11 protein-coding genes are annotated in these 23341 nt (G+C 57.6%); 9 read left to right on the forward strand and 2 right to left on the reverse strand.

Annotated features, from left to right (window positions below; all coding sequences use genetic code 11):
- The first annotated feature begins 90 nt into the window (after positions 1 to 90).
- The 4 genes from PV433_RS33515 (at position 91) to PV433_RS33530 (ending at position 11397) form a co-directional block, all read left to right on the forward strand.
- Positions 91 to 1416 carry an ABC transporter substrate-binding protein gene (locus PV433_RS33515; protein WP_332076289.1) on the forward strand — a complete coding sequence of 442 codons (1326 nt, stop codon included), beginning with the start codon at positions 91 to 93 and terminating at the stop codon, positions 1414 to 1416.
- A 25-nt stretch (positions 1417 to 1441) separates the two neighbouring features.
- Complete coding sequence (locus tag PV433_RS33520) at positions 1442 to 3184, forward strand: right-handed parallel beta-helix repeat-containing protein (RefSeq protein WP_332076290.1); 1743 nt, start codon at positions 1442 to 1444, stop codon at positions 3182 to 3184.
- Positions 3185 to 3274: 90 nt separating this feature from the next.
- Positions 3275 to 5920 (forward strand): LuxR C-terminal-related transcriptional regulator, encoded by a 2646-nt coding sequence (locus PV433_RS33525; protein WP_332076291.1) that lies wholly within the window; start codon positions 3275 to 3277, stop codon positions 5918 to 5920.
- 149 nt (positions 5921 to 6069) lie between these two features.
- Entirely contained in the window at positions 6070 to 11397 is a 5328-nt protein-coding gene (locus PV433_RS33530) for an S-layer homology domain-containing protein (protein WP_332076292.1), read from the forward strand.
- 394 nt (positions 11398 to 11791) lie between these two features.
- On the opposite strand, the gene PV433_RS33535 is transcribed toward PV433_RS33530, so the two are convergent.
- Positions 11792 to 14731 carry a DEAD/DEAH box helicase gene (locus tag PV433_RS33535; RefSeq protein WP_332076293.1) on the reverse strand — a complete coding sequence of 980 codons (2940 nt, stop codon included), beginning with the start codon at positions 14729 to 14731 and terminating at the stop codon, positions 11792 to 11794.
- Complete coding sequence (locus tag PV433_RS33540; RefSeq protein WP_332076294.1) at positions 14728 to 16293, reverse strand: SWIM zinc finger family protein; 1566 nt, start codon at positions 16291 to 16293, stop codon at positions 14728 to 14730. Before PV433_RS33540 ends, PV433_RS33535 begins: the two co-directional genes overlap by 4 nt.
- 485 nt (positions 16294 to 16778) lie before the next feature.
- Between PV433_RS33540 and PV433_RS33545 the strand changes: the two genes are divergently transcribed.
- From PV433_RS33545 to PV433_RS33565, 5 genes are all read left to right on the forward strand, one after another.
- On the forward strand, positions 16779 to 16922 hold the full coding sequence (locus PV433_RS33545; protein WP_190930687.1) for a bacteriocin class II family protein: 144 nt from the start codon (positions 16779 to 16781) through the stop codon (positions 16920 to 16922).
- 75 nt (positions 16923 to 16997) lie between these two features.
- The gene (locus PV433_RS33550; protein WP_332076295.1) at positions 16998 to 20210 is read left to right on the forward strand and encodes a type 2 lanthipeptide synthetase LanM family protein; all 3213 of its coding nucleotides are present in this window, start codon (positions 16998 to 17000) and stop codon (positions 20208 to 20210) included.
- Positions 20207 to 22351 carry a peptidase domain-containing ABC transporter gene (locus PV433_RS33555; protein ID WP_332076296.1) on the forward strand — a complete coding sequence of 715 codons (2145 nt, stop codon included), beginning with the start codon at positions 20207 to 20209 and terminating at the stop codon, positions 22349 to 22351. Before PV433_RS33550 ends, PV433_RS33555 begins: the two co-directional genes overlap by 4 nt.
- A 15-nt stretch (positions 22352 to 22366) precedes the next feature.
- Positions 22367 to 22888, forward strand: coding sequence for a TlpA family protein disulfide reductase (locus PV433_RS33560; protein WP_332076297.1), 522 nt, complete (start codon positions 22367 to 22369; stop codon positions 22886 to 22888).
- A complete protein-coding gene (locus tag PV433_RS33565) occupies positions 22885 to 23298 on the forward strand; it encodes a vitamin K epoxide reductase family protein (protein ID WP_332076298.1) in 414 nt (137 codons plus the stop codon). The genes PV433_RS33560 and PV433_RS33565 overlap by 4 nt, the downstream gene beginning before the upstream one ends.
- Positions 23299 to 23341: the final 43 nt, after the last annotated feature.

The following is a 23341-nucleotide window of genomic DNA, read 5'->3' on the forward strand; positions in this document are numbered from 1 at the left end:
TGGGGAATGGGGACCTCGATCCGCAGAAGCGGAGCGTAACCGCTTTGATAAACATGGGATCGACCCTAATAAACAAGGGGGTTTGACAGGATGATCAGAGGGATGCGAAGTACGGCGGCAGCAGTTTGTCTCGCGACTGCGATGCTCGTCAGTGCATGCGGGGGAAGCGCGGGCGGAAGCACAACCGGACAACCGGAAACGCCGGAAGGCGGAACGAACGTACCGGAAAAACCGAAAGAAAACATTACTCTGAGAATGCTGCAGGATGGAGCAACCATCTCCGATGACGAGTTTGCCAATCTGATCGCCGCGCCGGTAAAAGCGAAATTTCCCCACATTACGGTGGAAATGGTCCGGCTCGGAAAAGGAGAGGCGAGTATCGAGAGTATGCTGGCCCGAGGCGACTTCCCGGACTTTGTGTTTACCACCTATCCGCGGATCAAGGCGCATCGGGATCTCGGGACTGTGCTCGATCTGAGCGCGTTGATCCAAACCCACAAGCTCGATATGAACCGGTTTGACGCGGCGGCTCTGGAGACTTCGCGCGTGTACGGCGACGGCAAATATTACGGGATTCCGTTTTCGCTCAACTTTCTGGCCTTTTTCTACAACAAAGACTTGTTCGACCAGTTCGGCGTCAGCTATCCGAAGGAAGGCATGACCTGGGAGGAAACGATCGCGATGGCGCGTTCCTTCTCCCGCACCGTCGGAGGCGTCACCTTTAAAGGCATCATGCTTCCGGGTATTACGGACTTGAGCACGCAGCTAACGCTGCCCCGGGTCGATCTGAAGACGAATAAAGCGATGATTGCTTCCGACGGCTGGAGACGGGTATTTGATGTGATCAAGGCTGCCAACGAAATTCCGGGCAACCAGAACCAAGTGCTTGACGATTTCCTGGTGAATCAGACACTGGCGATGCTGCCCAGCTACGACGCCCGGTTCGCGGCGCTGGAGAAGCTGCACGGCACGCCGAACAATTTCAACTGGGACATTACGCAATTCCCCAGCTTTAAGGAATATCCGAACCGGAGCCTGGCTTCGTCAGGGCACTTCCTTCTCGTGTCCGCGTCGACGAAAAAGAAGGATGAGGCGTTCGAGGTCATCAAGCTGCTGACCAGCAATGAGATCCAGAACCTGATTACCGAGCACGGCAGATTTACGTCTCTTCGCGACGAAGCGATTCGCAACCGGTACGGCGTGAATATGAAATCGATGCAGGGCAAAAACATCAGTGTCGTATTCAAAAGCGCGTTTGCGCCTCCGTTCACGCCTACCCCTTATGACGCGATTGCCTCGAGGCATTTAAACGAAGCGGTGAAAAAGCTGAATGCCGGCCAGTCGGACATCAACACGATTATGCGGGAAGCGGAGGAATTAACCAATCGGGATATTGAAGCGGAATTGAAAAAATAGCTGCTCCATACCAAGGAGGAATCGTATGAAGACGCACGATCAAGCGCCGGAGATGCTGCCTGTAAGCAGAAGAAAAATGTTGTTGTCGATGGGAGTCGCCGGAATCTCGATGTTTGCGGGATCGTTGGCAGTGCGGGGGCAAGGCATCGGCGGGACGGTACGGCATAGCGTGTACGGCGGCGGTCCGGAGGAAGAATGCCTGCTGCGCGCAGCGGGAGCGGTCAGTGTAGCGGATTTTGGAGCGGCGGGCGACGGAGTGACGGACGATACGGCGGCGTTCCGCAATGCCGCATTAACCGGTCAAACGCTGATCGTGCCGAAAACGGACGCCTTTTACAAAGTCAGCGGGACGATTGTGATCCGCAATTCGGTCTACGGCATCGGCATGCCGGAAATCCGCATGGTGGGTACGGACGGCACGGCGGAGAAGCGTATGCTGGCGATCGTCTCTTACAAAGGCAGCGGGCTGCATGTCTCCGGCCTTCATCTGAACGGCCAATATACAGGCGGTACGGCGGGGGAGCAGTCGCACTTGCTGCGCGTCACCGATTCCCAGCATGTTTACATTCATCATAACCGGTTCAATTCGGCCTACGGGGACTGCGTCTATTTCGGGTCGGACTATCTGGGTCCGTGCGAAGACGTGCATGTGTACAGCAATATGCTGATCGATCCGAGGCGATGCGCGATAGCGATCGTATCCGCACGGCGGGTCTGGGTGCGGGACAATGTGATGCTGGACGGGTTTGACTACGTGGCGACGATCGATATCGAGCCGAATCACACTTCTTCGGGTTCGGATATTGTGGAGGACGTCTGGATCGAAAACAACGTATACGATACCGTTGGGGTATTTATTAATTCGTATAATCCGAACGCCGCATTCAAGAACAAACGGATGACGATTCGCGGCAATCAAGGACAGGCCCGCTATTTTTTCCGCTGCAATGCCGGGGAGATCGGCAGTACCGAAGATGTCAGCATCACCGACAACATCTTCTACGGCTCGGTGGGGGATGCGAGGATGTTCACGACCGGACGGGTCCAAAAGGGGCTGGAGATTCGCGGCAATCGCGATGCGGGGACAGGCGCCTCCGGATGGAACATCGCCAATGCCGAAGCTCCGGTCATCTGCCACAATACGATTGAAGTGAATCGGGCTGTCGCTATGTCCGTGCGAAATTGCAACCGCGTCCTGATGTGCGGCAATACGATCAAGCATGTATATTCCGGCTACGGCGCCATCCGGTTTGCAGGTCCCGAACCGTCCTCGGGCAATGTGATCTCGCACAATGTCCTCGTAGGCGCCGATTACGGCATCCGGTTCGACACGGCAGTCACCGACACGATCGTGAGCGGCAATTCGATCGAAGCAGCCAGGCAGTGCATTTTCCTGGCCGTGGAGGCGAGCGGATCGGACGTGCGCATTACTCCGGACAATGTGTTCTCCGGTGCCGGCGAACCGGTAGGCAATGCCGGGTATGCGCGGCGGTTGATGACTCCGGAAGGGCTGGCCAAGGGCGCGACGGTCAGCTGGGCCGACAGCGTGCCTGCGGCCGGGGATTGGGTACGGGGATCGCTAGTGTATAAGACGGACACGAGTTCTTCGGATTACGTCGGCTGGGTATGTGTAGCCGGCGGAACGCCCGGCGTGTGGGAGCCGTTTGGCCGGATCGGAGAAGAGCGGCTGGTGCTCCGATCGCCTGCGGGCAGTCGGTATGCCGTGACCGTAACCGATACCGGTACGCTGCAAACCGAGCCGTTGTGAGCGATCGGGATGAACGATTTTGGTCTTTACGTGACCCGCACCGTACAGTAGACTGTAGGAAATAAAAGAGGTGCGGGGGAAGTGAGCAGGGTGTCACATCAGAATCATAGGGAAGACGGTCACGGGGCCCGGCGGCATTGGCTGGAATTTATGATTGTGCCGTCCAAATTCCAGTTTCCTTCCGTGCCCGTCGGATATGTCAAGCGGCCGCGCCTGGATATGAAGCTGCAAAGCATCGGCAGGCGGCGGCTGACCTGGATTGTCGCCCCTCCCGGTTCCGGCAAAACCACGCTCGTGAGCGGCTGGATGAAGCAAACGGCGCTTCCGGTCGCCACGATCGTGCTCGATGAAGCAGACAACCATTTGCTGCGGTTTTGGCTCCATGTGATCGCGGCTATTCATCATGCGTTCCCGGATATGAAGGATGACCTGACGAACCGGTTTATCGAGTTGTACATGCAGCAGCCGGGACGGGCATTGACCGATTTGAGCGAAGCGTGTGCCCGCTTGTCGCAACCGATCGTTATCGTCCTTGACGACTACCATGTCATTCATATGCCGGATATACACGATATGCTCTCTGCTTGGATACGCACGATGCCGGATCACGTCTATCTGGTGGTCCTCAGCCGTACGGAGGCGCCGCTCGATGTGTCGAAGCGCTCGATGAATCGCATTGGCTGGCACGACCTTGCCTTTACGGAAGCGGAAACACGCCGCTTTTTTCGGCAAACGGAGACGGGGCCGCTATCTGCGGACCAACTGCGGTATTGGCAGCAGCAGACGGAAGGCTGGGCACTCGGGATGCGTATGCTGGAAGCGACAATTCGCGGGGGAGAGACAGCGGATCGCACGGAACCGGACGAGTCCGGACTTGCGGCGGAACGGCAAGCGCTGACCGGAGAGCGACTGATGGGAATGCTGCTGGATCAGCTCCCGGAGGAAACGATCCGCTTTTTGCTGCGAACGTCGCTTCCCGAGCGTATTCAGGCCCCGTTATGCAGCGAGCTGACCGGCCATCCCGAGCCGGAGCGGATGTTCGCTTTCCTCGGGAAGGAGACCGTATTTTTTCATCGTCTGCAGGATGGAGATCGTATCTGGTACCGGTACCACCCTCTAATTGCGCAGATGCTGCGGAACAGGCTGCTTCGCGAAGATCCCGTTATGTGGCAGTCGCTGCAATGGAAAACAGGGCGCTGGCTGGAAAGCAACGGCTATCCGATGGAAGCAATGGAGCATTATATGGCAGGCAGTCATTACGAGGACGCCGGCCGGCTGCTCGAAAGGTTGTTCAACCAGTTCATCTTGACGGAAGCCTGGGCGCTGCGCCGCTTTTTTGAGATCATTCCGGAAGAAATGATCCAGAGGCGGCCGAAACTGTATGTGTCCTATTTGTTTTTTATCGTCCCGGAGCAGCCCGCCACCCGGTCGTTCGCCCAGTTGGAGGCGATCGAGCGCCAATTGACGCTCCAACCGGGTGAGCTGCCGCTGGAAGGGCGCGATTATTTGCTTCGCGTAATCGTAGTGATGCGCGCTTATGTCTGCATGTTTCAGCATGATTTCGACGGTCTCGCATCGTATCTGGAGTTGTACCTGGAACGGGGCTATCCCGCGCACGATGAGATTTTCGCTTATATCGATTATAGCGTCCACCATTATTCGCGCTTGCGCAGTTTCCCCGGTGTCCTGGGCCGGCTGCGGGAGGCGCAGCGCTGCTTCGAACCGATCGCCAAGCGATGGCGCGATGTCCGTTCCTACAACGCCGCCTACTATGCGATCGGCTATGCGGAACTGCTGTACGAGTGGAACCGGCTTCGTGATGCCAAGACGTATGTTACGCTGGCCCGCACCGTCGGGGACGAGTTGCAGGCGGCGGCGCTTTTCGTGCCGGCAGCCATTTTGCAAGGCCTCCTCGCCATCGGCTGTAATGACCGCGATAATGCACGGCGTTATGTGTCTGAGGTGCGGTCGAGGCTTAATGCCAAAGAAACGGCCTACTGGGCCCCGGTACTGGACGCCTGGGATTTCAAATTTCAACTGCTGTCCGGCATTGACGGCGCTGCTGCTGGTGAGAAGTACATCGCCGCCCATCGGACGTCTACGCCCCATGAAAGCAGCGTTACCAATACGCTGCTGTGCATGATCGTGCTGGCACGCGCGAAAATAGCGGTCGGCGCCTATGCGGAAGCGCATACGCTGCTGAAAAAGCTGCAAAAGCGGTGCGCCGAGCAACAGCAGCTCGCCGAACAGATTGAAGTCTATATCCTTCATGCCATCTTGTATGAAAAGCAGGGGAAGCACAGTCTGGCTGCTCGGACGCTCGGGAAGGCGCTGCTGCTGTCGGCAGCCGACGGGTATATCCGAGCCTATGTGGGGGAAGGCGAGACGGTCCGGCGGATCGTTCTCCATTACCGCGACTTGCGGCAGTCCTACCGTCTGAAGGAACGCCACGTGTCCCTTCGTTACGTGAATCAGATTTTGTTCGCGTTTGAGGGACAGCAGTTAATGCCGGAGAACGCCGACGCCAACGAGGACAATCCGCTCAGCAAAAAGGAAATGCAAGTGCTGCTGGGCTTATCGATAAGCAATACCAACAAAGAAATTGCGGCCTCTATGGGGATCAGTACAGGCACGGTACATACGTATGTGCAGCGTTTATTTGCCAAACTGAACGTCAACAAACGGAAAGACGCCGTTCTGCAAGCCTACCGAAAAGGATGGCTTAAACCCCAATAATCATCCAAAATGTCCTTAAAATGATAGACAAATGTTGAATCCATCCCTGGATTTCGTGCATTTGTCTATAGTTTTTGGGGCTTTTTTTTATTGATACAAAGGGCTACTTTTAAAGGGAACTACCAAAAATCGCATAAGGAGTAGAACAAATGGCGGAAACGCAGCACAAAAGGGGGGCTGGTCGGTACGGCATCGTAGTAGGCCTGTGTATGTTCCTGTGTTTGATGATCGGGCCTTCGCTCGTTGCACAGGCATACGAGGATGTTGAACATCACTGGGCCGCGCCCGACATTCGGAAATGGATGTCGAACGGTTACGCAGACGGTTATCCGGATGGCACGTTTCAACCGGACCGCACCGTTTCGCGAGCAGAGATGGCATCCTTTTTATTCCGAATATTTGAATCCCGGATGCCAGTCTCCGGATCACCCTCTCCGACATTTTCGGATTGGCAGCCGCATGCCTGGTACGCCGAAGCGATGCAGGCTGTTGCCGCTGCGGGGTATATGAACGGTTATGAGGACGGCTCCATTCGCCCGGATCGTCCGGTTACGCGGCAGGAGGCAGCCGTCCTGCTGGTGCGTTTGACACAACGCGACGAAGATGCGCATGCAGCCGGGCGTTTCCACGACCCGATTCCGGAATGGAGCAAAGGCGCAGTTGGCGCCAGCGCCGCAGCAGGCTGGATGCACGGCTACGAGGACGGCAGCTTTCGCGGCGAACAACTGCTGACACGTGCGGAAGCGGTAACCTTGCTGAATCGTTTGCAGCAAGCTCTGTCCGGCGAGCCTATCCGCTATATCAAGGGCGGCACTTACGGCCCGCGGACAGGATCGATGGATGTGGCGGGGGATGTCATCATCGACACGGCAGGTGTCACGCTGCAAAATATACGCTTCACAGGAAATGTGATCGTTACCGACCAGGTTGGCGAAGGGGAAGCGGTCCTGGATCATGTTCAGGTAGACGGGTACGTGCATGTACAGGGAGGCGGCGAGAACAGCATTCATCTCCGCGACAGCACGATTGCAGCGCTTCTTATTGAGAAAACCGGCGATCCGGTTCGCGTGGTGGCATCCGGCCGAACAACCGTAGCGTCGACGATGGTGAACACATCGGCACGATTGGTCGAAGAAACGGACGTAACAGACGGATTTAGACGAATCGATGTGGGTGGGGACGCAGCCTCCTCTGCGGCAATCAAGCTTTGGCTGTCGGGCCGGTTTGACAATGTCGACGTGCTTTCGCCGGGCGTTGTCCTGCTGCTGCAAAACGGCACGGTCCGTCAGCTCGATATTAGAAGCGGCGCGCAAGATGGACAGTTTGAACTGGATGAGGGGACCACCGTGGAACAGGCTGTTGTCCGCGCCGCAGCGGGATTGATCGGGCAGGGCGAATGGATAACGGTGGAGCTATATGCGAACAGGGTTCGTTTTGAACGTACGCCCGTGAGGGTGAGCTGCGGACGATCGGTGTACCACAGCTTGTGTACGCATTGGGGCGGAGAGTCCTTGCCTTCATCACCTAGTGACGAAGAACCGGACACGGAGTCCAGCGTAACGAAGCTCGCTGCTGACCCGCTGATAGTAAACTTGCAAACCGTCGGCGAGACCGCGCAAGTTATCCTTACCGCACACTGGAGCGACGGTACAGCGACCGATGTGACACAAACGGCAGAGTGGTCGTCTTCGCGTCCGCCTGTAGCAAATGTGAACAGCACGGGTCTGATCACGGCAGCAGGAACGGGGCAAACGACGGTGGAAGCGTCCTACGCCGGGTTCGCCGTTCAAGTGCCGGTGCAGGTAACGATTCCGCCGGCCGAATCCACGGTAACGGGATTGACCTATAGTCCGCTGCAGATAAACTTGCAAACCGTCGGCGAGACCGCGCAAGTTACACTTACCGCTCATTGGAGCGACGGTACGGTGACCGATGTGACACAAACGGCAGAGTGGTCGTCTTCGCATCCGCCTGTAGCAAATGTGAACAGCACGGGGCTGGTCACAGCAGCAGGAGTGGGGCAAACGACGGTGGAAGCGTCCTACGCCGGGTTCACCGTTCAAGTGCCGGTGCAGGTAACGATTCCGCCGGCCGAACCCACGGTAACGGGATTGACCTATAGTCCGCTGCAGATAAACTTGCAAACCGTCGGAGAGACCGCGCAAGTTACACTTACCGCTCATTGGAGCGACGGTACGGTGACCGATGTGACACAAACGGCAGAGTGGTCGTCTTCGCATCCGCCTGTAGCAAATGTGAACAGCACGGGTCTGATCACAGCAGCAGGAACGGGGCAAACGACGGTGGAAGCGTCCTACGCCGGGTTTACCGTTCAAGTGCCGATAGAAATAGTCTTGTCTGCGTATACAATAACTCCTGCTCTCTCGAAGGAGACGCCGGTCGCAGGGGAAGTAACGACGCTTCTGCTAACCGTGATCCGATCGGACGGATTGGTCGACTCCGGTTTTTCAGGCCTGAAAACCGTCAGGATTAGCGGGTTTCAACCGGCACCGGATGGAACATTCGGCCAGTGGGACTCCACTCCGATACCACAATCCAGCGGGTCCTCTACCGTTTTGTTCACGGAAGGGGTGGGGCGTGTCGCACTCGCGCTTCATCGTGCGGAAGTGCAGTCGTTGCAAGTCTCCACACCAGATAGTTACGCAGCACCTGTCACGGTTACGGTGACCCCGATTGCAGGAGAAGCGGCCCGGGCAGTTGTCACCACACAGCCGTTGTCCGGCAAAGCGGTGGAAGGAAAACGGGCGATCCGCCCTGTTATTTCCCTTGTGGATGCATATGGAAACTTGTCCGTGTCCAGCGGGCTTATGGTGACAGCCAAGATCAAGCCAACCGGTTCAAAGGTGCCGACACTGGTCGGAGATACTACGATATACGCGGAGAACGGAATCGCCCGGTTTGATTCATTGGCCTTGGCAGGACTCGGGGACGATATCGTCCTGACGTTTCAGGCCGCCCTATTGGACGAGCTGGAGAGCGATCCCTTTGATGTCAAGCCTCCTTTCGCCGGCAACGGAACAGCGGCAGACCCTTACCAGATCGATTCGCCGGATAGGTTGAACGAAGTGCGCTACTATATGGACGCACATTATCGCCAGACCGCAGACATCGATTTTGCCGGGACCCGCTATCAGGACGGAGACGGCTGGTACCCAATCGGGGAAGGAATGATCGAGAACGGTTATGTTCGTTACGAACCGTTTACAGGAACCTACGATGGCGGCGGTTTTATGATCCGCAATCTGATCGGTCAACGCGACCGCGGCTGGCTGGGCTTGTTCGGAATGACAGAGGACGCGGCGTTACGCCGTATTCATCTGGTTAATGTTCAGTTGGAAGGCGTGTTTTACGTTGGCGGCCTCGTCGGCATGCTGAATCGGACCACGATTGAAGACAGCTCCGTTCAAGGTTCCATTGCTGGAACAAGCGTGTTTGGAGGGCTTGCCGGTTACGGCAATGAATCCGGGATAATTCGTTCCGATGCGGATGTTCGCTTGTCCGCCATCCAGGACAGTTTCCCTACCAAACTTTCGGTGACGGGTTACATCGGCGGTTTGGTTGGAGGCATGCTGACGGGGACGATCACGGATACATATGCGGTCGGCCAGATCGTGACCGATGACGAAGACTATACCGGAATCGGGGGGTTGGTTGGCTATCTGCAAGGGTTCCAACCGTCGCAGCTTGGCAAGTTGGAGCGTTCCTACGCCCGTATCGAGATGGAGGTCAGACACGGCACAGGGGCAGGCGGACTTGTCGGCATCAATAGCGGTGCAACCATTCACGACGCGTATGCAGCAGGCAGCCTCCATATTGGGCAGTCGGACAACCGCGACTACTTGAACAGACTAAGCGGCGTCGGCGGGCTGGTCGGTTGGAGCGAGAACGGATCGGTCACGCATGCATACGCGGCAGCGACACTAGCGGCAGCGGGGGCGGATGAAGAGACGGGAGGTCTTGTTGGCCGCTCGGACAATACCGTCTATGAATCGGCCTATTACGATTCAGAAGTATCCGGTCATACGGATACTGGAAAAGGAAGCCCGCTGGGTACGGAAACGATGAGGACGCAGACGGCTTTCCTTCATTGGGAGTTCGGCGATGTGTGGTCGATTATAGAAGGCTGCAGCTATCCTTACTTGAGTTGGCAGCCGATGGCCGATTTGTCATGCTACCAGGCGGGCTTGGTCCAGGAGGGAACGAAAACGGCGGGCGTACCTTTCGAAATATTGCTAACGGAAACCCGGGATGCTGCGGGTCATCGGCTAAACAAAAATGCGGTCGTTACCATCACATGGAAAGAGGGGAACGAATCCTTATTCAGCGGAGACATCTCTTTTGCAGACGGGGAAGCCCAAATTCCGGTTACGGTTCATGAGGCAGGCCGGATCACGCTTTTCATTCAAATCGCACATATCCAACCGGTTCGATCCGTTGTTGTGACAGTAACGCCTCCTTCCCCGGTGCATCCGTTCGCCGGCGGATCGGGTACCGAGGCGGACCCGTATATGATTCAAACCGCCGGACAACTGGATTCGATACGACATTATCTACAATCCCATTTTAAGCTTGGCAACGACATCGATTTGAATGTTGCCCCTTATAATCAAGGCGAGGGATGGAAGCCCATCGGATCTTATGTACCCTATGCTCCGTTTGAGGGAAGTTTGGACGGAGGAGGTCATACGATATCCGGTCTGACGATCAATCGTCCGTCTGCGGATACCAATGCCGGTCTGTTTGGTCTCGCTTTGAATTCCGTCATGAAGAACCTGCACTTGAAGGATGTGCAGATCGCAAGCGGGGGACATGGTGTCGGCGGCTTGGCCGGCACGATCTGGTACGGAACCGTAGAAAACGTGTCCGTGCAAGGTACAGTGAAAACCAAAGGCTCGTTGTCCGGTGGGGTGGTCGGCGATTTTTCCAGCGGGACGATGCGTTACGTGTATGCCGATATCGACGTCGAAGGCGAATACAACGTAGGCGGCCTTGTCGGTGTGCTTTCGGGGGAAGGTTACGGTGCCAAGATCGAGCGTTCGTACTCGAAAGGAGCGGTGAGATCCATCGCCAACTCGGTCGGCGGTCTGGCAGGATGGCTCGAACGCGACTGCATCATTATAGATTCGTACTCCTTGGCTGAAATAACCGGTAACGCCAACACGGGCGGTTTGGTCGGCAACGTTCTGGGAGAGATTCGCGGCTCTTATGCGGCCGGCAAGGTCGGTAACAAGTGGAACTATCCCGAAGGCGGCATCGGCGGATTTGTTTCGATTGACGGCAACGTAACCGACAGCTATTACGATCGCCAGACTACGACAAGATGGGACACGGGAAATGGCGAACCCCTATTGACTGCCGACATGAAAAAACAAAGTACCTTTGCCAATTGGGACTTTACGGACATATGGAGTATCGATGAAGGTAACGGTTATCCTGCTTTGCGATGGCCGGATTAATACCGGCAAGTAAGAACCGCATACGAGTCGTTTGTACCCTTTATTTTGTGCAAAAAAATAAGGGGTACAAACGAGGCTGTCGATTCAATGTGTAGAAGTGATAGCAGGCCGTTCCAAGTGAAAAGTTACCTTCTTCTGCTCAAACAGGTTGTCCGGAATCCCTTGATTGAATAACGATTGTAAGGTAGGGGATTCCAGACAAAACACGCCAGAAGGTAATCTTTTCCCTTTCCACTTGGTTGTCCATAATGAATCGACAGGCTCACAAACCGCCTCTATTCGTCTCTGTCATCCTCTACTGCTGAAAATAGAGGGTGACAGAGACTTTTATTTTGTTAGTCAGCGTGATCAGCGCCGCTCGTAATCGAACGCAACGCACGACGAACCGAACGTGTTACCATGATTGCCGCAGCATGAACAGGTCGCGGAGCTCGTCGTTCGACAGCTCGGTAATCCAGCCTTCGGAGGAAGAGATGACGTTCTCGCTTAAGCTCATCTTGCTCTCCAGCATCTCGTCGATTTTCTCCTCCAACGTGCCGAGGGAAATGAACTTGTGTACCTGCACATTGCGCTTCTGTCCCATCCGATAGGCGCGGTCGGTCGCTTGGTTCTCGACAGCCGGGTTCCACCAGCGGTCGAAGTGGAAGACGTGGTTGGCCGCCGTCAGGTTGAGGCCGACTCCGCCTGCTTTCAGAGACAGGACGAAGATGCCGGGACCCGAACCGTCTCCCGCCTGGAACGTGTCGATCATCTGATCGCGTTCCGCTTTGGGCGTGCTGCCATTCAGGTACAGCACGGGCTCGCTCCGGTGCACCCGCAGCACGTCGGCCAACATGCGGCCCATGCCTACATATTGGGTAAAGATCAGACAGGAATCGCCCTCGTCCCGCAGCTCGTCGACCATGGCAACGAGTCGTTCCAGCTTCGCAGACCGGGTGATGAACGCATCCCGCTGCTCTTCAATCTGTAAGATTTCCTCAGGCGGAACAGCTTCCTTCGTCAGCAGCACAGGATGGTCGCACAGCTGCTTGAGCTGGGTCAAGGCGGCGAGAATGGCTCCCTTGCGTTCGATTCCCTCCAGATTGTTCATCCGCTCCAGCAGTTGCTTCACCGACTGCTCATAAAGCGCTCCCTGCTCGGCGGTCAGGTTGATATACACTTTCATCTCCTGCTTGTCCGGCAGATCGAGCTGGATCGCGGGATCGGTCTTCTTGCGCCGCAGCATGAACGGCTTGACCAGTTTCTGGAGCTGGGCCGTCCGCTCCGCATCCTGATGCCTCTCGATAGGAGTGGCGAACCGGTGCTGGAACCCGCGCTGGTTCCCTAGGTAACCCGGGTTGAGGAAGTCGTAGATCGACCACAGCTCCGACAACCGGTTCTCAATCGGCGTTCCGGTCATGGCAATGCGATGGGTTGCCTGAAGGGAGCGGATAGCGACCGATTGCTTGTTCTGCGCGTTTTTGATGTTCTGGGCTTCGTCGAGACAAAGGGAGCTCCATACGATCTCCTGCAGCACTTCCTGATCCAGCAGTGCTGTCGTATAAGAGGTGATGACGATGTCGGTATCCTTCACAGCCTCAGCAATCTCCCCGCGGGCGAGCCGTCCCTTCCCGTAGTGAAGCGTAACCTTCAGTTCAGGGGCGAATCGGGCAAGCTCCTTCTGCCAATTGCCGAGCACCGAAGTGGGACAGATGAGCAGGGCGGGGAAGGCGGACTCGCTCCGGTGCCGGAGCAAATAGGTGATGAACTGAATCGTTTTACCGAGACCCATATCATCGGCGAGACAGGCGCCCAGCCCGAACTCTCTGAGGTGGCTAAGCCAGGTGAACCCTTCGCGCTGGTAGCCGCGCAGCTCAGCGCGAAGTCCGTCAGGTACTGGCAGCGGTGCTAATTCCGACGGCTGCCCGAGCTGGCGGATCAGCGCCAATAGGTGAGTATTCAACTCCACCTCAAGTTGCAGCTGATCTTCCTCGTCTGCGGGATCGTCCGCATCTTCTCGGGATGAGCGTCCGTTCTTGCCAGTCCCTTCCTGCTCCGATTCACTTAACAAGTGGAGTTGGAGAACGTCTTGCAGGGACAAGCCTTCTTCCGGATTGACGCTTGCCATGAGCCTCCGGATTTTCTCCAGCAGAGCAGGGTCCAGGACGACCCATTCGCCGCGGAAGCGGATTAACCGCTCCTTACGGCTCAGCAGCACTGCGAATTCGGCTTCGTTCAGATCCGCATCGCCGATCGCAATGCGCCAGTCGAAGTCGACCAAGGCGTTCAGCCCGAATAACGACTGGCCCCTGCCGCCAGCATCCGGCGCCACCTGTGCGCGCAGGCGGGGCTTCCGCTTCGAGGCGGCTTCCCACCAGCCGGGCAGCATGACATTCCAGCCGTCGCTCAGCAATTGGCGGCTGTCTGTGGTCAGGAAGTGCCAGGCGGTTTCGTCGCTTAAAGGGGCGGCGAACAGTTCGCCGCGGCTGATCGTGTTCGGAAGCGCCGCAAGGAGTCTTGTTGCCCACCCGGAAGAGCGCTCTCGGATGAAAGGGCTCCAGTCGGGCGTCCATACGCCGGAAGCATGCCCGTCTGTTGCTAGCCGGATCGGTACAAGCGCCGATCCGTCGTTCTTATCCTGCAGAACCAGACGCAGGCGCCATTCGTCTTGCTCCTCGTCCGGCTCGAGCAATTGCAGGATAGGGCGGAAGGGGGCCAGATCGGGTTTCCAGCCGAGCGATATGAGCCACTCCTCTTCCGACAGCGCCGTAGCCGAGTCTGCCGGCTGCGACCGCTGGAACAAGGCGGGATATTCCCGCCGCAGGTCGGATAGGGCCGCTTCGTCGGCATAATGTTTCGTCGATACGGCGGCGGAGAAGGCGGAACGCAATCCGGCCAGATTGCCTCCGGAAGCGTCCAGACTGGATAGCGCCTCCCAATTGAGCGATTCCAGCTCTGCGGAATCCGTATCCCACGTCCATTGCAGCTCTCCGTTCCGGTAAGCACTGAAGCTGGGCGAATAACGCCCTGCTTGAGCCTCTTGGTATAGAAGCGGCGCAGCCTCGAATAATCCTTTGGTTCCTTCGTCCCCGCCTTCCCAGCGGAGAACGTCCATAAAGTTCGGCTCGGCGAAGAAGGGAAGCACCATCTCCGAAGGGAGAACCGTCACGATAATCTCCCCGGCCCGCTGCAGCTCCAGTGTTGTTCCGTAGCAGGAGGGCTCGTGCCAGGCGAACAATAATTTGCGGAACGTCTCTCCGACAGCCGGGCGTCCGTCCACCAGTCCCCATAATAAGGCGTCTCCGGCATCCGTTATTAACGCATATACAGTCATATCGTGTAGTTTCGCACTCATTCCAGCAGCTTTCCTTTCTTTAATTCCTCATGCAGTGCCCGCAGCCGGCTGTGACGTTCCATGAATCGGGAGAAAAAGCTGTCCCAACGCTCGATCTGCTTCATCTTCTTGTACACTTTTGCCAGACGTTTCATCAGCTTGACCGCCGCCTTGTAATCCTTGCGGTTTTTGAGGGCGACGTAATGCTCGACGGCTTGATGGTAATAAGGGAGAAGCAGCTCAGGCGCCTCCTTCTCGATAGGCTGTAGGACACTTACCTTATGGTGAAAGGGATCGTGTTCCAAAAGGATCTGCGTCTCGATCCATGCCTTCCAGTTATGCCGCTCGTACAGCATATTCTCGATCACTTTGGCGGAATGGGGAAGCATCTCTTCCAGAACGTTCCATAGCAGCTTCTCGGCTTCAGGAAGATGCCGGGCCGCTTCTTTCCAAAACCCGAAATAGGTTGAACGTTCCTTGGTTACAGGACCATAGAAATGCGGGGCCGATCGATTCAGCCAATCCGCCAGCGTGCCCCACTGACCGGAACTGGACAGGAGATCCATATAGGAGAGCAGCAGACTCGCCGGAGCTTTATCTAACGTACCGCCAGCTTCTAACGCCGTCCACGCTTCGCTGCTTTTGGATTGATGCAGAAGCAGGAACGCTTTTGCCGCTGCAAGGGAAGAGGAGTCGCACTCGGCGATTTGCGTCTCGACGGCGCTTAACTCCTGAGACACCCAGTAGCCGGCTTCGGGCTGGGGGGCAATCCAGTATTTCCACACCGCCGCATACAGGCCGTAACCCAAGTACTTGTGGCCGCTCTCTTCCGCCAACTGCCGCCGCAGGATGCTTAACGTCTGCTCCAGACGATCCGCATCCATCGTGCAATTGAACTGGGGTGCTGTCTGTTGCAGGAAGGCATGCGCTTCATCGTACAGACGGTATGTGGCATACGAAAAATTAATGACGGGACTCCCCCCGGCGACCAAATCGAAAATCTTCTGCAGAATAAACAAGAACTGATGCAGTTCGAAGTAAATCAAGTCCGCCGTCGCAGACGGAGCGGAACCCTTCAACAGACTAGCCAACGGAACTCTCAGCGCCTGTACGTAAATCCCCTGATCATAACTGGGCTTCACCAGAGAAGTAGCCTGGTTCATATATTCATGCCAGTCGGATACACTCATGGGGGCCAATTCCTGGAGCAGGGACTCGGCAGACGGAGTCGCTGCGGTCCGCGCCAGATGCTGCTTGGCATTCACAATCTGAGCAGCCGGGTAGCCGAGCCGGTCGGCCAGCTCCATCATAACCGCAACCTGATGCTTGCAGCAGGTATGGACGGGGCAAGTGCAAAAGCTGGAACCGAGCTGATCCAATTGGAGTGTGACGGTATAGTCTTCATGGCCGGTTACCTTTGCTTGAACGGTACGGTTCTCGGTAATGTTCAGGGCGACGACGTGCTGCTGTTTGAAATATTGAAATCCTCGACTCAAGGTGACTTCGTTGAAAGATTTCGCTGCATATTTCAGAAACTGTAACCATTTCTCATCGTTTAACGGCGGATTAGCACTTTTTGTCATAGCTGAGCTCCTTGCGGCAAATAAAAATCGTATTCCCCTATTATAAAGCGACAGGCGATGAAATGAGAAGAGTCTCTATTGCAAAGTCCTGGCAAGTTCCCCGTACATTTCCCAATGTCATACCTCCACATGAATCTTTTATCCTATGCCGCACTTGCCTTGGCGAATTCCTTGCACACCCTCCAAAACGATTGCTTCATATTCCGTCATGTTTCTTGAAATTCCGACCTACCTTACCCGCCCGGTTTCCAGTTTAATTAGAGTGTTGGTTCGCTCGCAGTTGTATGCGATTAGATCGAACGGCGGGGGGAAACGTTCCCGGCCGGTGAGCACTTCGAATCGCCGGCTAAGGATAAGGAGCGGCCGCCGTCGAACGGTTCGCTGCCCGGCCCGAGGTGGGGCTGACGGGGCGCTTGCATCGCGAACCAGGCGGAGGGTGTTTCATGGAAAAATTCCGACTACGCGCATGAAAGGAGGTGGACAAGATGGAACAACTGACGAACGTCATCGACGTACTGTCCGACGAAGAACTGGCGGAAATCGCCGGCGGACAACGGTGCCAGGACTGCAGCGCGCTGAGAGAATTCTGCGGCAACGACTACACGGTCAATATTCTTTGTGATCCGTAAACCGCATTTCTTCTTAATCACCGGAAGACAGGGGGCAACCCCTGTCTGTATTCTTTTTACAAGGAGAGCATCTCCATGATCGATAGCATGCAACTGAGAAAGGCGGCGTACGTGCACGAACGAAGAGCCGCGGTTCGTACTCCGGATTCCTCTGTCCCCTCCTCCCCTGTGCAGCAGTGGCGCGAGCGGACGGGACTGACGCCGGACACGATCTTCTCCATGCGCCTGAAGGAAGACGGTTTAAGCGAAGCAGAATTTGCCGCCATTCTAGAGCAAGGCGACCGGTTCGAGGACGAGGGAGCTCCTGAATGGCAGCGGACGTTAAGCGGTATTTTGAGCCAAACGAGCATGAACCCGGCAGAGATCGACAGTTTGTCACCCGGTCCGTTTATGCCGTTCATCTCGCCTTTTCTTTACTGGTTGCGCCGGCGTCTGCTGGTGCGTTTTACCGGATGGGAGTGCGAATACGGGGGTATGCCCGTCGACCGGGAACCGTTTCTGCGGGACGTCGTCGCATCGCTTGGCCGGCGTCTGACGCGTTTGGCCGACCGGGTGCTGATCGCCGAGCTTCATGTGGCTAAGAAGGCCGGCGCTTTGACCGGCGATACCGGGGAAGAGCGATTCCGTTCCTTTGTTGCCGGCCGGCTGACAACGATGCCGGATATCGCAGACATGCTTCATCGTTATCCGGTTCTGGCACGATTGATGACCGAGCAGGCGATGAATCACGCGAAGAACTGCGAAGAAATGACGGAGCGGTTTCTTCGCGATCGTGAAGAGCTGGAGCGCGTTTTGGGGCAGGATTTTTCTCAACTCGTTGGCTGCAGCCGTTCCGGAGACGCCCATCGGGGCGGCAGAAGCGTGCACGTTCTCCGCTTTGCCTCCGGCGACAAGCTGATGTACAAGGCTCGCTCGCTGGCGATCGATTCGGCGTTTCAGCGGCTGTTGGAATGGGCGAACCGCAGTGGAGCGGAGCCTCCTCTGCCGGTGTTGAAGATCGTCGACAGGCAGTCGCACGGTTGGACGGAATACGTCCGTCACGAGCCGTGCGTCTCTCCGGAGCAAATCAACCGTTTCTACAGGCGGCACGGTCAATATTTGGCGTTGCTGCATATCGTTCATGCCGTCGATTTTCATTATGAAAACGTGATTGCCCAAGGCGAATATCCGTATCTGGTTGATCTGGAAACCATCTTCCATCGTTACAGCATGGAGGCGGAGGAACCGAACGAACGTCCGACCGCCGCCCGCAAAGCGAGCGAACTGCTCAGAGAGTCCGTGCTCCGCTCCGGCTTGCTCCCGTCCTACCGGCTCCGCTCCGGTTCCCTCGAGGGGATGGAGGTGAGCGGCATCGGCGCTTTTGCCGGACAGACCTACGTGCGGCCGCTAACGAAGTACAAGGATGTCGGAACCGACGAGATGCGTCTGGTCCGGGAGACAGCCCAATCGTTCAGCCCTGGCGGCAACCGGCCGTATTACGGCGGGGAGGAGGTCGGGGCCGAAGCTTATGCGGACGATGTGGCCGGCGGATTCAACCGGATGTACCGCATCTTGCTGGCGCAGCGGGAGCATCTTGCCGCCGAGGACGGGCCGATTCATGGATTCGCGAAGTGCCCGGTCCGGGTGCTCGTGCGCAATACGGACGTCTACGGCCAAATGCTGGAAGCTTCGCTGAACCCGGCATGCCTGGGAGACGGCCTTGCCCGCGTCCAGCTGTTCGATTTCATGTGGCGGATCGCGGAGGTCGCTCCTGCTCTGCTTCGGGTCGTTCATTCCGAATGCGCCGATTTGCTGGACCACGACATTCCGTATTTCTCCTCGTTCGTAAGCTCCACGGATGTATGGGACAGCCGGGGCAAATGGATCAGAGGCTATTTCCCGCAGGACAGCTTGTCGATGTCGCTCGGACGGATCGAGCGGTTATGTGAAGACGACCGCGCGATGCAGGAGAGCGTCATTCGCGCTTCGATGCTGACACTGAAGCGATACTGGGAACGTCCAATTTTTGCCGCAGAAGCAGCGGATTCGGCAGCGCAGAAAGCGCCACATGCGCCGAAGGCATTCGAAGCGGCGGCGGTGGCGATCGCGGAACGGCTTGCCTCTTCGGCTGTCCGGGGAGACGACGGACGGACCGTCACCTGGATCGGAACCGCGAAGGATACCGGGAGGTTGCTGAGCTATGCGCCGATGGACGCGGGCATATATAATGGAACGCTTGGTTTGGCGCTGTTCTTCGCTTATGCGGCCAAGGAAACGGGCGTTCGGCAATATCGGGAACTGGCGAGCGGCGCGGCGGAGACGAGCCGGGATTTTTTGCGTCTTCCAGGCGCCATTCAGAAAGGCTCCGTGTTTTATGGCCTTGCTTCCTATCTGTATTCATTCAGCCATTTGTCCAGGGTGCTGGGGGACGATTCGCTGTTGGAGGATGCTATCGGAGCGCTGGACCGGTTCGACCGGATCGTCGCTCAGGACCGAAAGCTGGATCTCATGGCGGGCAGCGCCGGCATCTCCATCGGCGCCTTGCGATTGTACGAAGCGACCGGCGAGCGCCAAGCGCTCGGTCTCGCCGTACGATGCGGCGAACATCTGTTAAGCCGCAAGGTCGTCTCGCCAGGCGGAGCAGGCTGGCCGAGCGAGCTGACCGAGGGCCGCATGCTGGCCGGATTTTCGCATGGCGCCTCCGGCTACGCCTACGCCTTCTCTGAGCTGTTCCGCGTTACCGGCGACGAACGCTTCCTGCAGACGGGACGGGAAGCGATCTGCTACGAGCGAAGCTTGTTTGTGCCAGAGGAAGGCAACTGGCTCGACCTTCGCTCCGACGCGCAGACCGGCCGCAATCCCGTCTACTGGTGCCATGGCGCGCCGGGCATCGTCTTGAGCCGCATCCTGACCGGCCGCGTATGCGGCGACGACCGGTTCGAAGAAGAAATCGGCGTCGGCTTGCGGACGACGCTTGCGCGTTGGCGCGGTTCCTCCAGCGTGCTGTGTCATGGGGACATGGGCAATCTTGATGTGCTGCTTACTGCTGCTCTGGAGCGGAAAGACGATGGGCTTCGCCTATCCGTGTATGAGCGGGCTTCGCTGGCGCTGGGCGATGCGGAGAAAAACGGCTGGCTTTGCGACGTCCCTCCTGGTGCGTTCTCTCCCGGATTGATGACAGGTCTGGCCGGGATCGGCTATGCGCTGCTCCGGCTCTCCAACCCGGCGCTGCCTTCCTTGACTGCGCTTCAGCCGCCTCCGGCCGCCATGGCGAAGCAGGCTGCCGGGATCGGAAGCGGTGCGTCATGAAGCTGCGAAGCCCAAAACGCATCCCGTTTATCGAGCAAATGGAACAGTCGGAATGCGGCGTCTGCTGCCTGGCGATGCTGCTCGGCTACTACGGCTGCCATGTGCCGCTGCACGAGCTGCGGGAGCGGGGGGGCGCCGGCCGGGACGGAACCAGCCTGCTTCTCCTGCGCGACATGGCTAGAGGATACGCGATGGAAGCGGCCGGCCGGCGGGTCGGCATCGACGGGATCAGCAAGACGGATGTCCCCTGTATTCTTCATTGGGAGCATAATCATTTCGTCGTGCTCGAGCGGATCGGGAAGCGTAGGGCGACGATCGTCGATCCGGGCGTCGGCCGGATGAACATCCCGATCGGACAGTTTGCGGAGCGGTACAGCGGCGTCCTGATGACGATGAAGCCGACAGCGGGCTTCGTCCCCCGCAAAAGACAGCCGATCTGGACCTCCTATTTCAAGCTGCTGAGGCGCCATTCCGGCCTCGTTTCACAGGTCGTCGTGATGTCGCTGTGGATTCAAATGCTGGCTCTGGCCGCTCCGATCTCGATCCGTGTCCTGATCGACGAGGTGATCCTGCCCAAGGAGACCGGATTCCTGCATGCGATCGGCATCGGCTTCGCCGCTCTGGCATTCGTGCAGACGCTGTTTCTGCTGCTTCGGAGTCGAACGCTCGTCCTGCTGCAAAACCGGCTGGACTGGAGCCTGATGAGCGCATTCCTCGGCCGCCTGCTCCGTCTGCCCTATTCGTTTTTCCTGCTTCGGTCGAACGGCGATCTGATCGTCAGAGCCAACAGCAACCTTATGATCAGGGATATTTTGTCCAACCGGACAGTAACCGCCTTGCTCGATGGCGGCATGGTCGTTTTCTTCCTGCTGTTCATGCTGGAGAGGTCTCCCGCGCTAACGGGCTGGGTCGTGGCGGCGGGCGCGCTGCAGGCCGGCATATCGCTTCTGGCTCGGGTGCCGATCCGGCAGCTGTCGCAGGAGCAGATTCTGAAGCAGACGGCGGCGACCAATTCGTTTGTGGAGACGCTGCGCGGCATTACGGACGTCAAAGCCGGGGGCATGGAGACGCTCGCCTACGAGCGCTGGGAACGTTTGTATAAGGGCCAGCTCGACACGCAGCGCAGAAGAGGGGTGTTGGAGGCAGGGGTGGACAGCGTGGTCGGCGGACTTAAGTTCGCGGCGCCGCTGCTGCTGCTCTGGCTGGGTACAAATGAGGTGCTGAATTATCGGATGACGCTTGGCGAGCTGTTCGCCTTTTATACGCTCGCCGCCGCCTTTTTGACGCCGCTGTCGACGTTTGTGACGACGCTGAACCATATGATTATGCTGGGCGTTTATTTGAACCGGGTGCTCGACATTCACCGGTCCAGGGAGGAGCAGGAGGACGGCACGGCCGCGGTGCCGCCGCATCTAACGGGCAAGGTCGAGCTGCGGGGCGTAAGCTTCCGCTACTATCCCGGCGGTCCCGAGGTAATCCGCGATGTATCCGTCACGATCGAGCCCGGCCGGAAGGTGGCGATCGTGGGCGCATCGGGCAGCGGCAAAAGCACGCTGGCCGGCCTGCTGCTCGGTCTGTATGCACCTGCCTCCGGCGAGGTGCGGTTCGACGGCATCGACCTCGAACGCCTGGACAAACGGGCGCTGCGCAGTCGGCTCGGCGTCGTCACGCAAAGTTCGTTTATTTTCAATCGGACAATCGCCGAAAATATCGCCATTCACGACCCCGGTATGCCCATGGAGCCCATCGTGCAGGCAGCGGTAATGGCGGGCATTCATGAAGACATCATGAAAATGCCGCAGCAGTACCGGACGCTGGTGTCCGAAGGCGGAACGAACTTGTCCGGCGGGCAGCGGCAGCGGATCGCCCTGGCCCGGGCGCTCGTCCGCAATCCGGCTATTGTGCTGCTTGACGAGGCGACGAGCGCCTTGGACATGCGGACGGAGGCCGCCGTCGAGCGCAATTTGTCCCGGCTATCCTGCACGCGAATCGTCATTGCCCATCGCCACAGCACGGTCGCAGACGCGGACTTGATCCTCGTGCTGCAGGGCGGTATGGTCGCGGAGGCGGGAAAGCATGACGAGCTGTTGGCTGCAGAGGGGCTTTATGCGGCGCTGTATCGGCAATTACAGCCTTGTTGAAGGAGGTTGGCCCGGATGCGGGTGTTGAAAATCGTGCTGCTGCTGGCGGCAGCTCTAGTACCGCTGGCCGGCGTCTATGTGTTGAACAATGCGACGCTCGTTGCGGAATGGCTTACCGATACGGGCGGGTTTCGCGTCGGTGAGACGTTCCCGACCATCACCGGTGAAGAAGTGGACGGCGGGACGATTGATACGGCCCGCTACAGGGGGACAAAGTATGTCGCGATGATCGCCAAGATCGACTGCGAGTCGTGCAAAAGCTCGTATCCCGTGCTTCAGCGGTGGAGCGAGCTTTACCCGGATACGCCGCTCGTAATGATCGGCGTAGGGGGGAAGAAGGCGTACGGCGAGGTCAAGCGCGATTTGCAATTTCCGTTTCCTTTATTGGCCGCCGACCGGACCGCCCAGGATCGGCTGCGAATCAAGATTACGCCCGTCTTTTACGCGGTGGATGAGCGGGGGACCGTCATGGAGCGGATGAACGGCTACCGGGTTAAAGATTTTCAGAAATTCATGAAACGGGTCGGGGAAGCATGACCGGACGGCATCGTTTGCATTTGCTGCTGGTCGGGCTTGCCGTGGCGGGGGCGCTGGTGTCCTCCTATATATTCGCGGCGAATCTGACCGGCGGGCTGTATTGTCCCATCGGCAGCTGCAGCGTCGTGAACGGCAGCAAGTACGCTTATATCGGACCGTTTCCAGTGTCGTTGCTCGGCATCTCCTATTATTTGCTCCTGATCGCCTGGCTGCTGCGCAGCCGCAAGGAGGAGGCCGCAACTCCGCTGCCCTTGCGGCTCTACCTGTGGGCGGGCTTCGCTTTTTCTACGTATTTGACCGTCGTCGAGCTGTTCGTCATCCATGCGGTTTGTTTTTGGTGCGTCATCTCGTACGGCATCGTCACTGCGATGGCTTTACTTTCCTTCCGTCTGCCGCTGAGAGCCGGTTGATCAGGGCGATCTCGCACTTGCGGCTTCGTCCCCGGCAGAGGAT

This window comes from Paenibacillus sp. GYB004, from assembly GCF_036577605.1.
Classification (GTDB): domain Bacteria; phylum Bacillota; class Bacilli; order Paenibacillales; family NBRC-103111; genus Paenibacillus_AB; species Paenibacillus_AB oceani.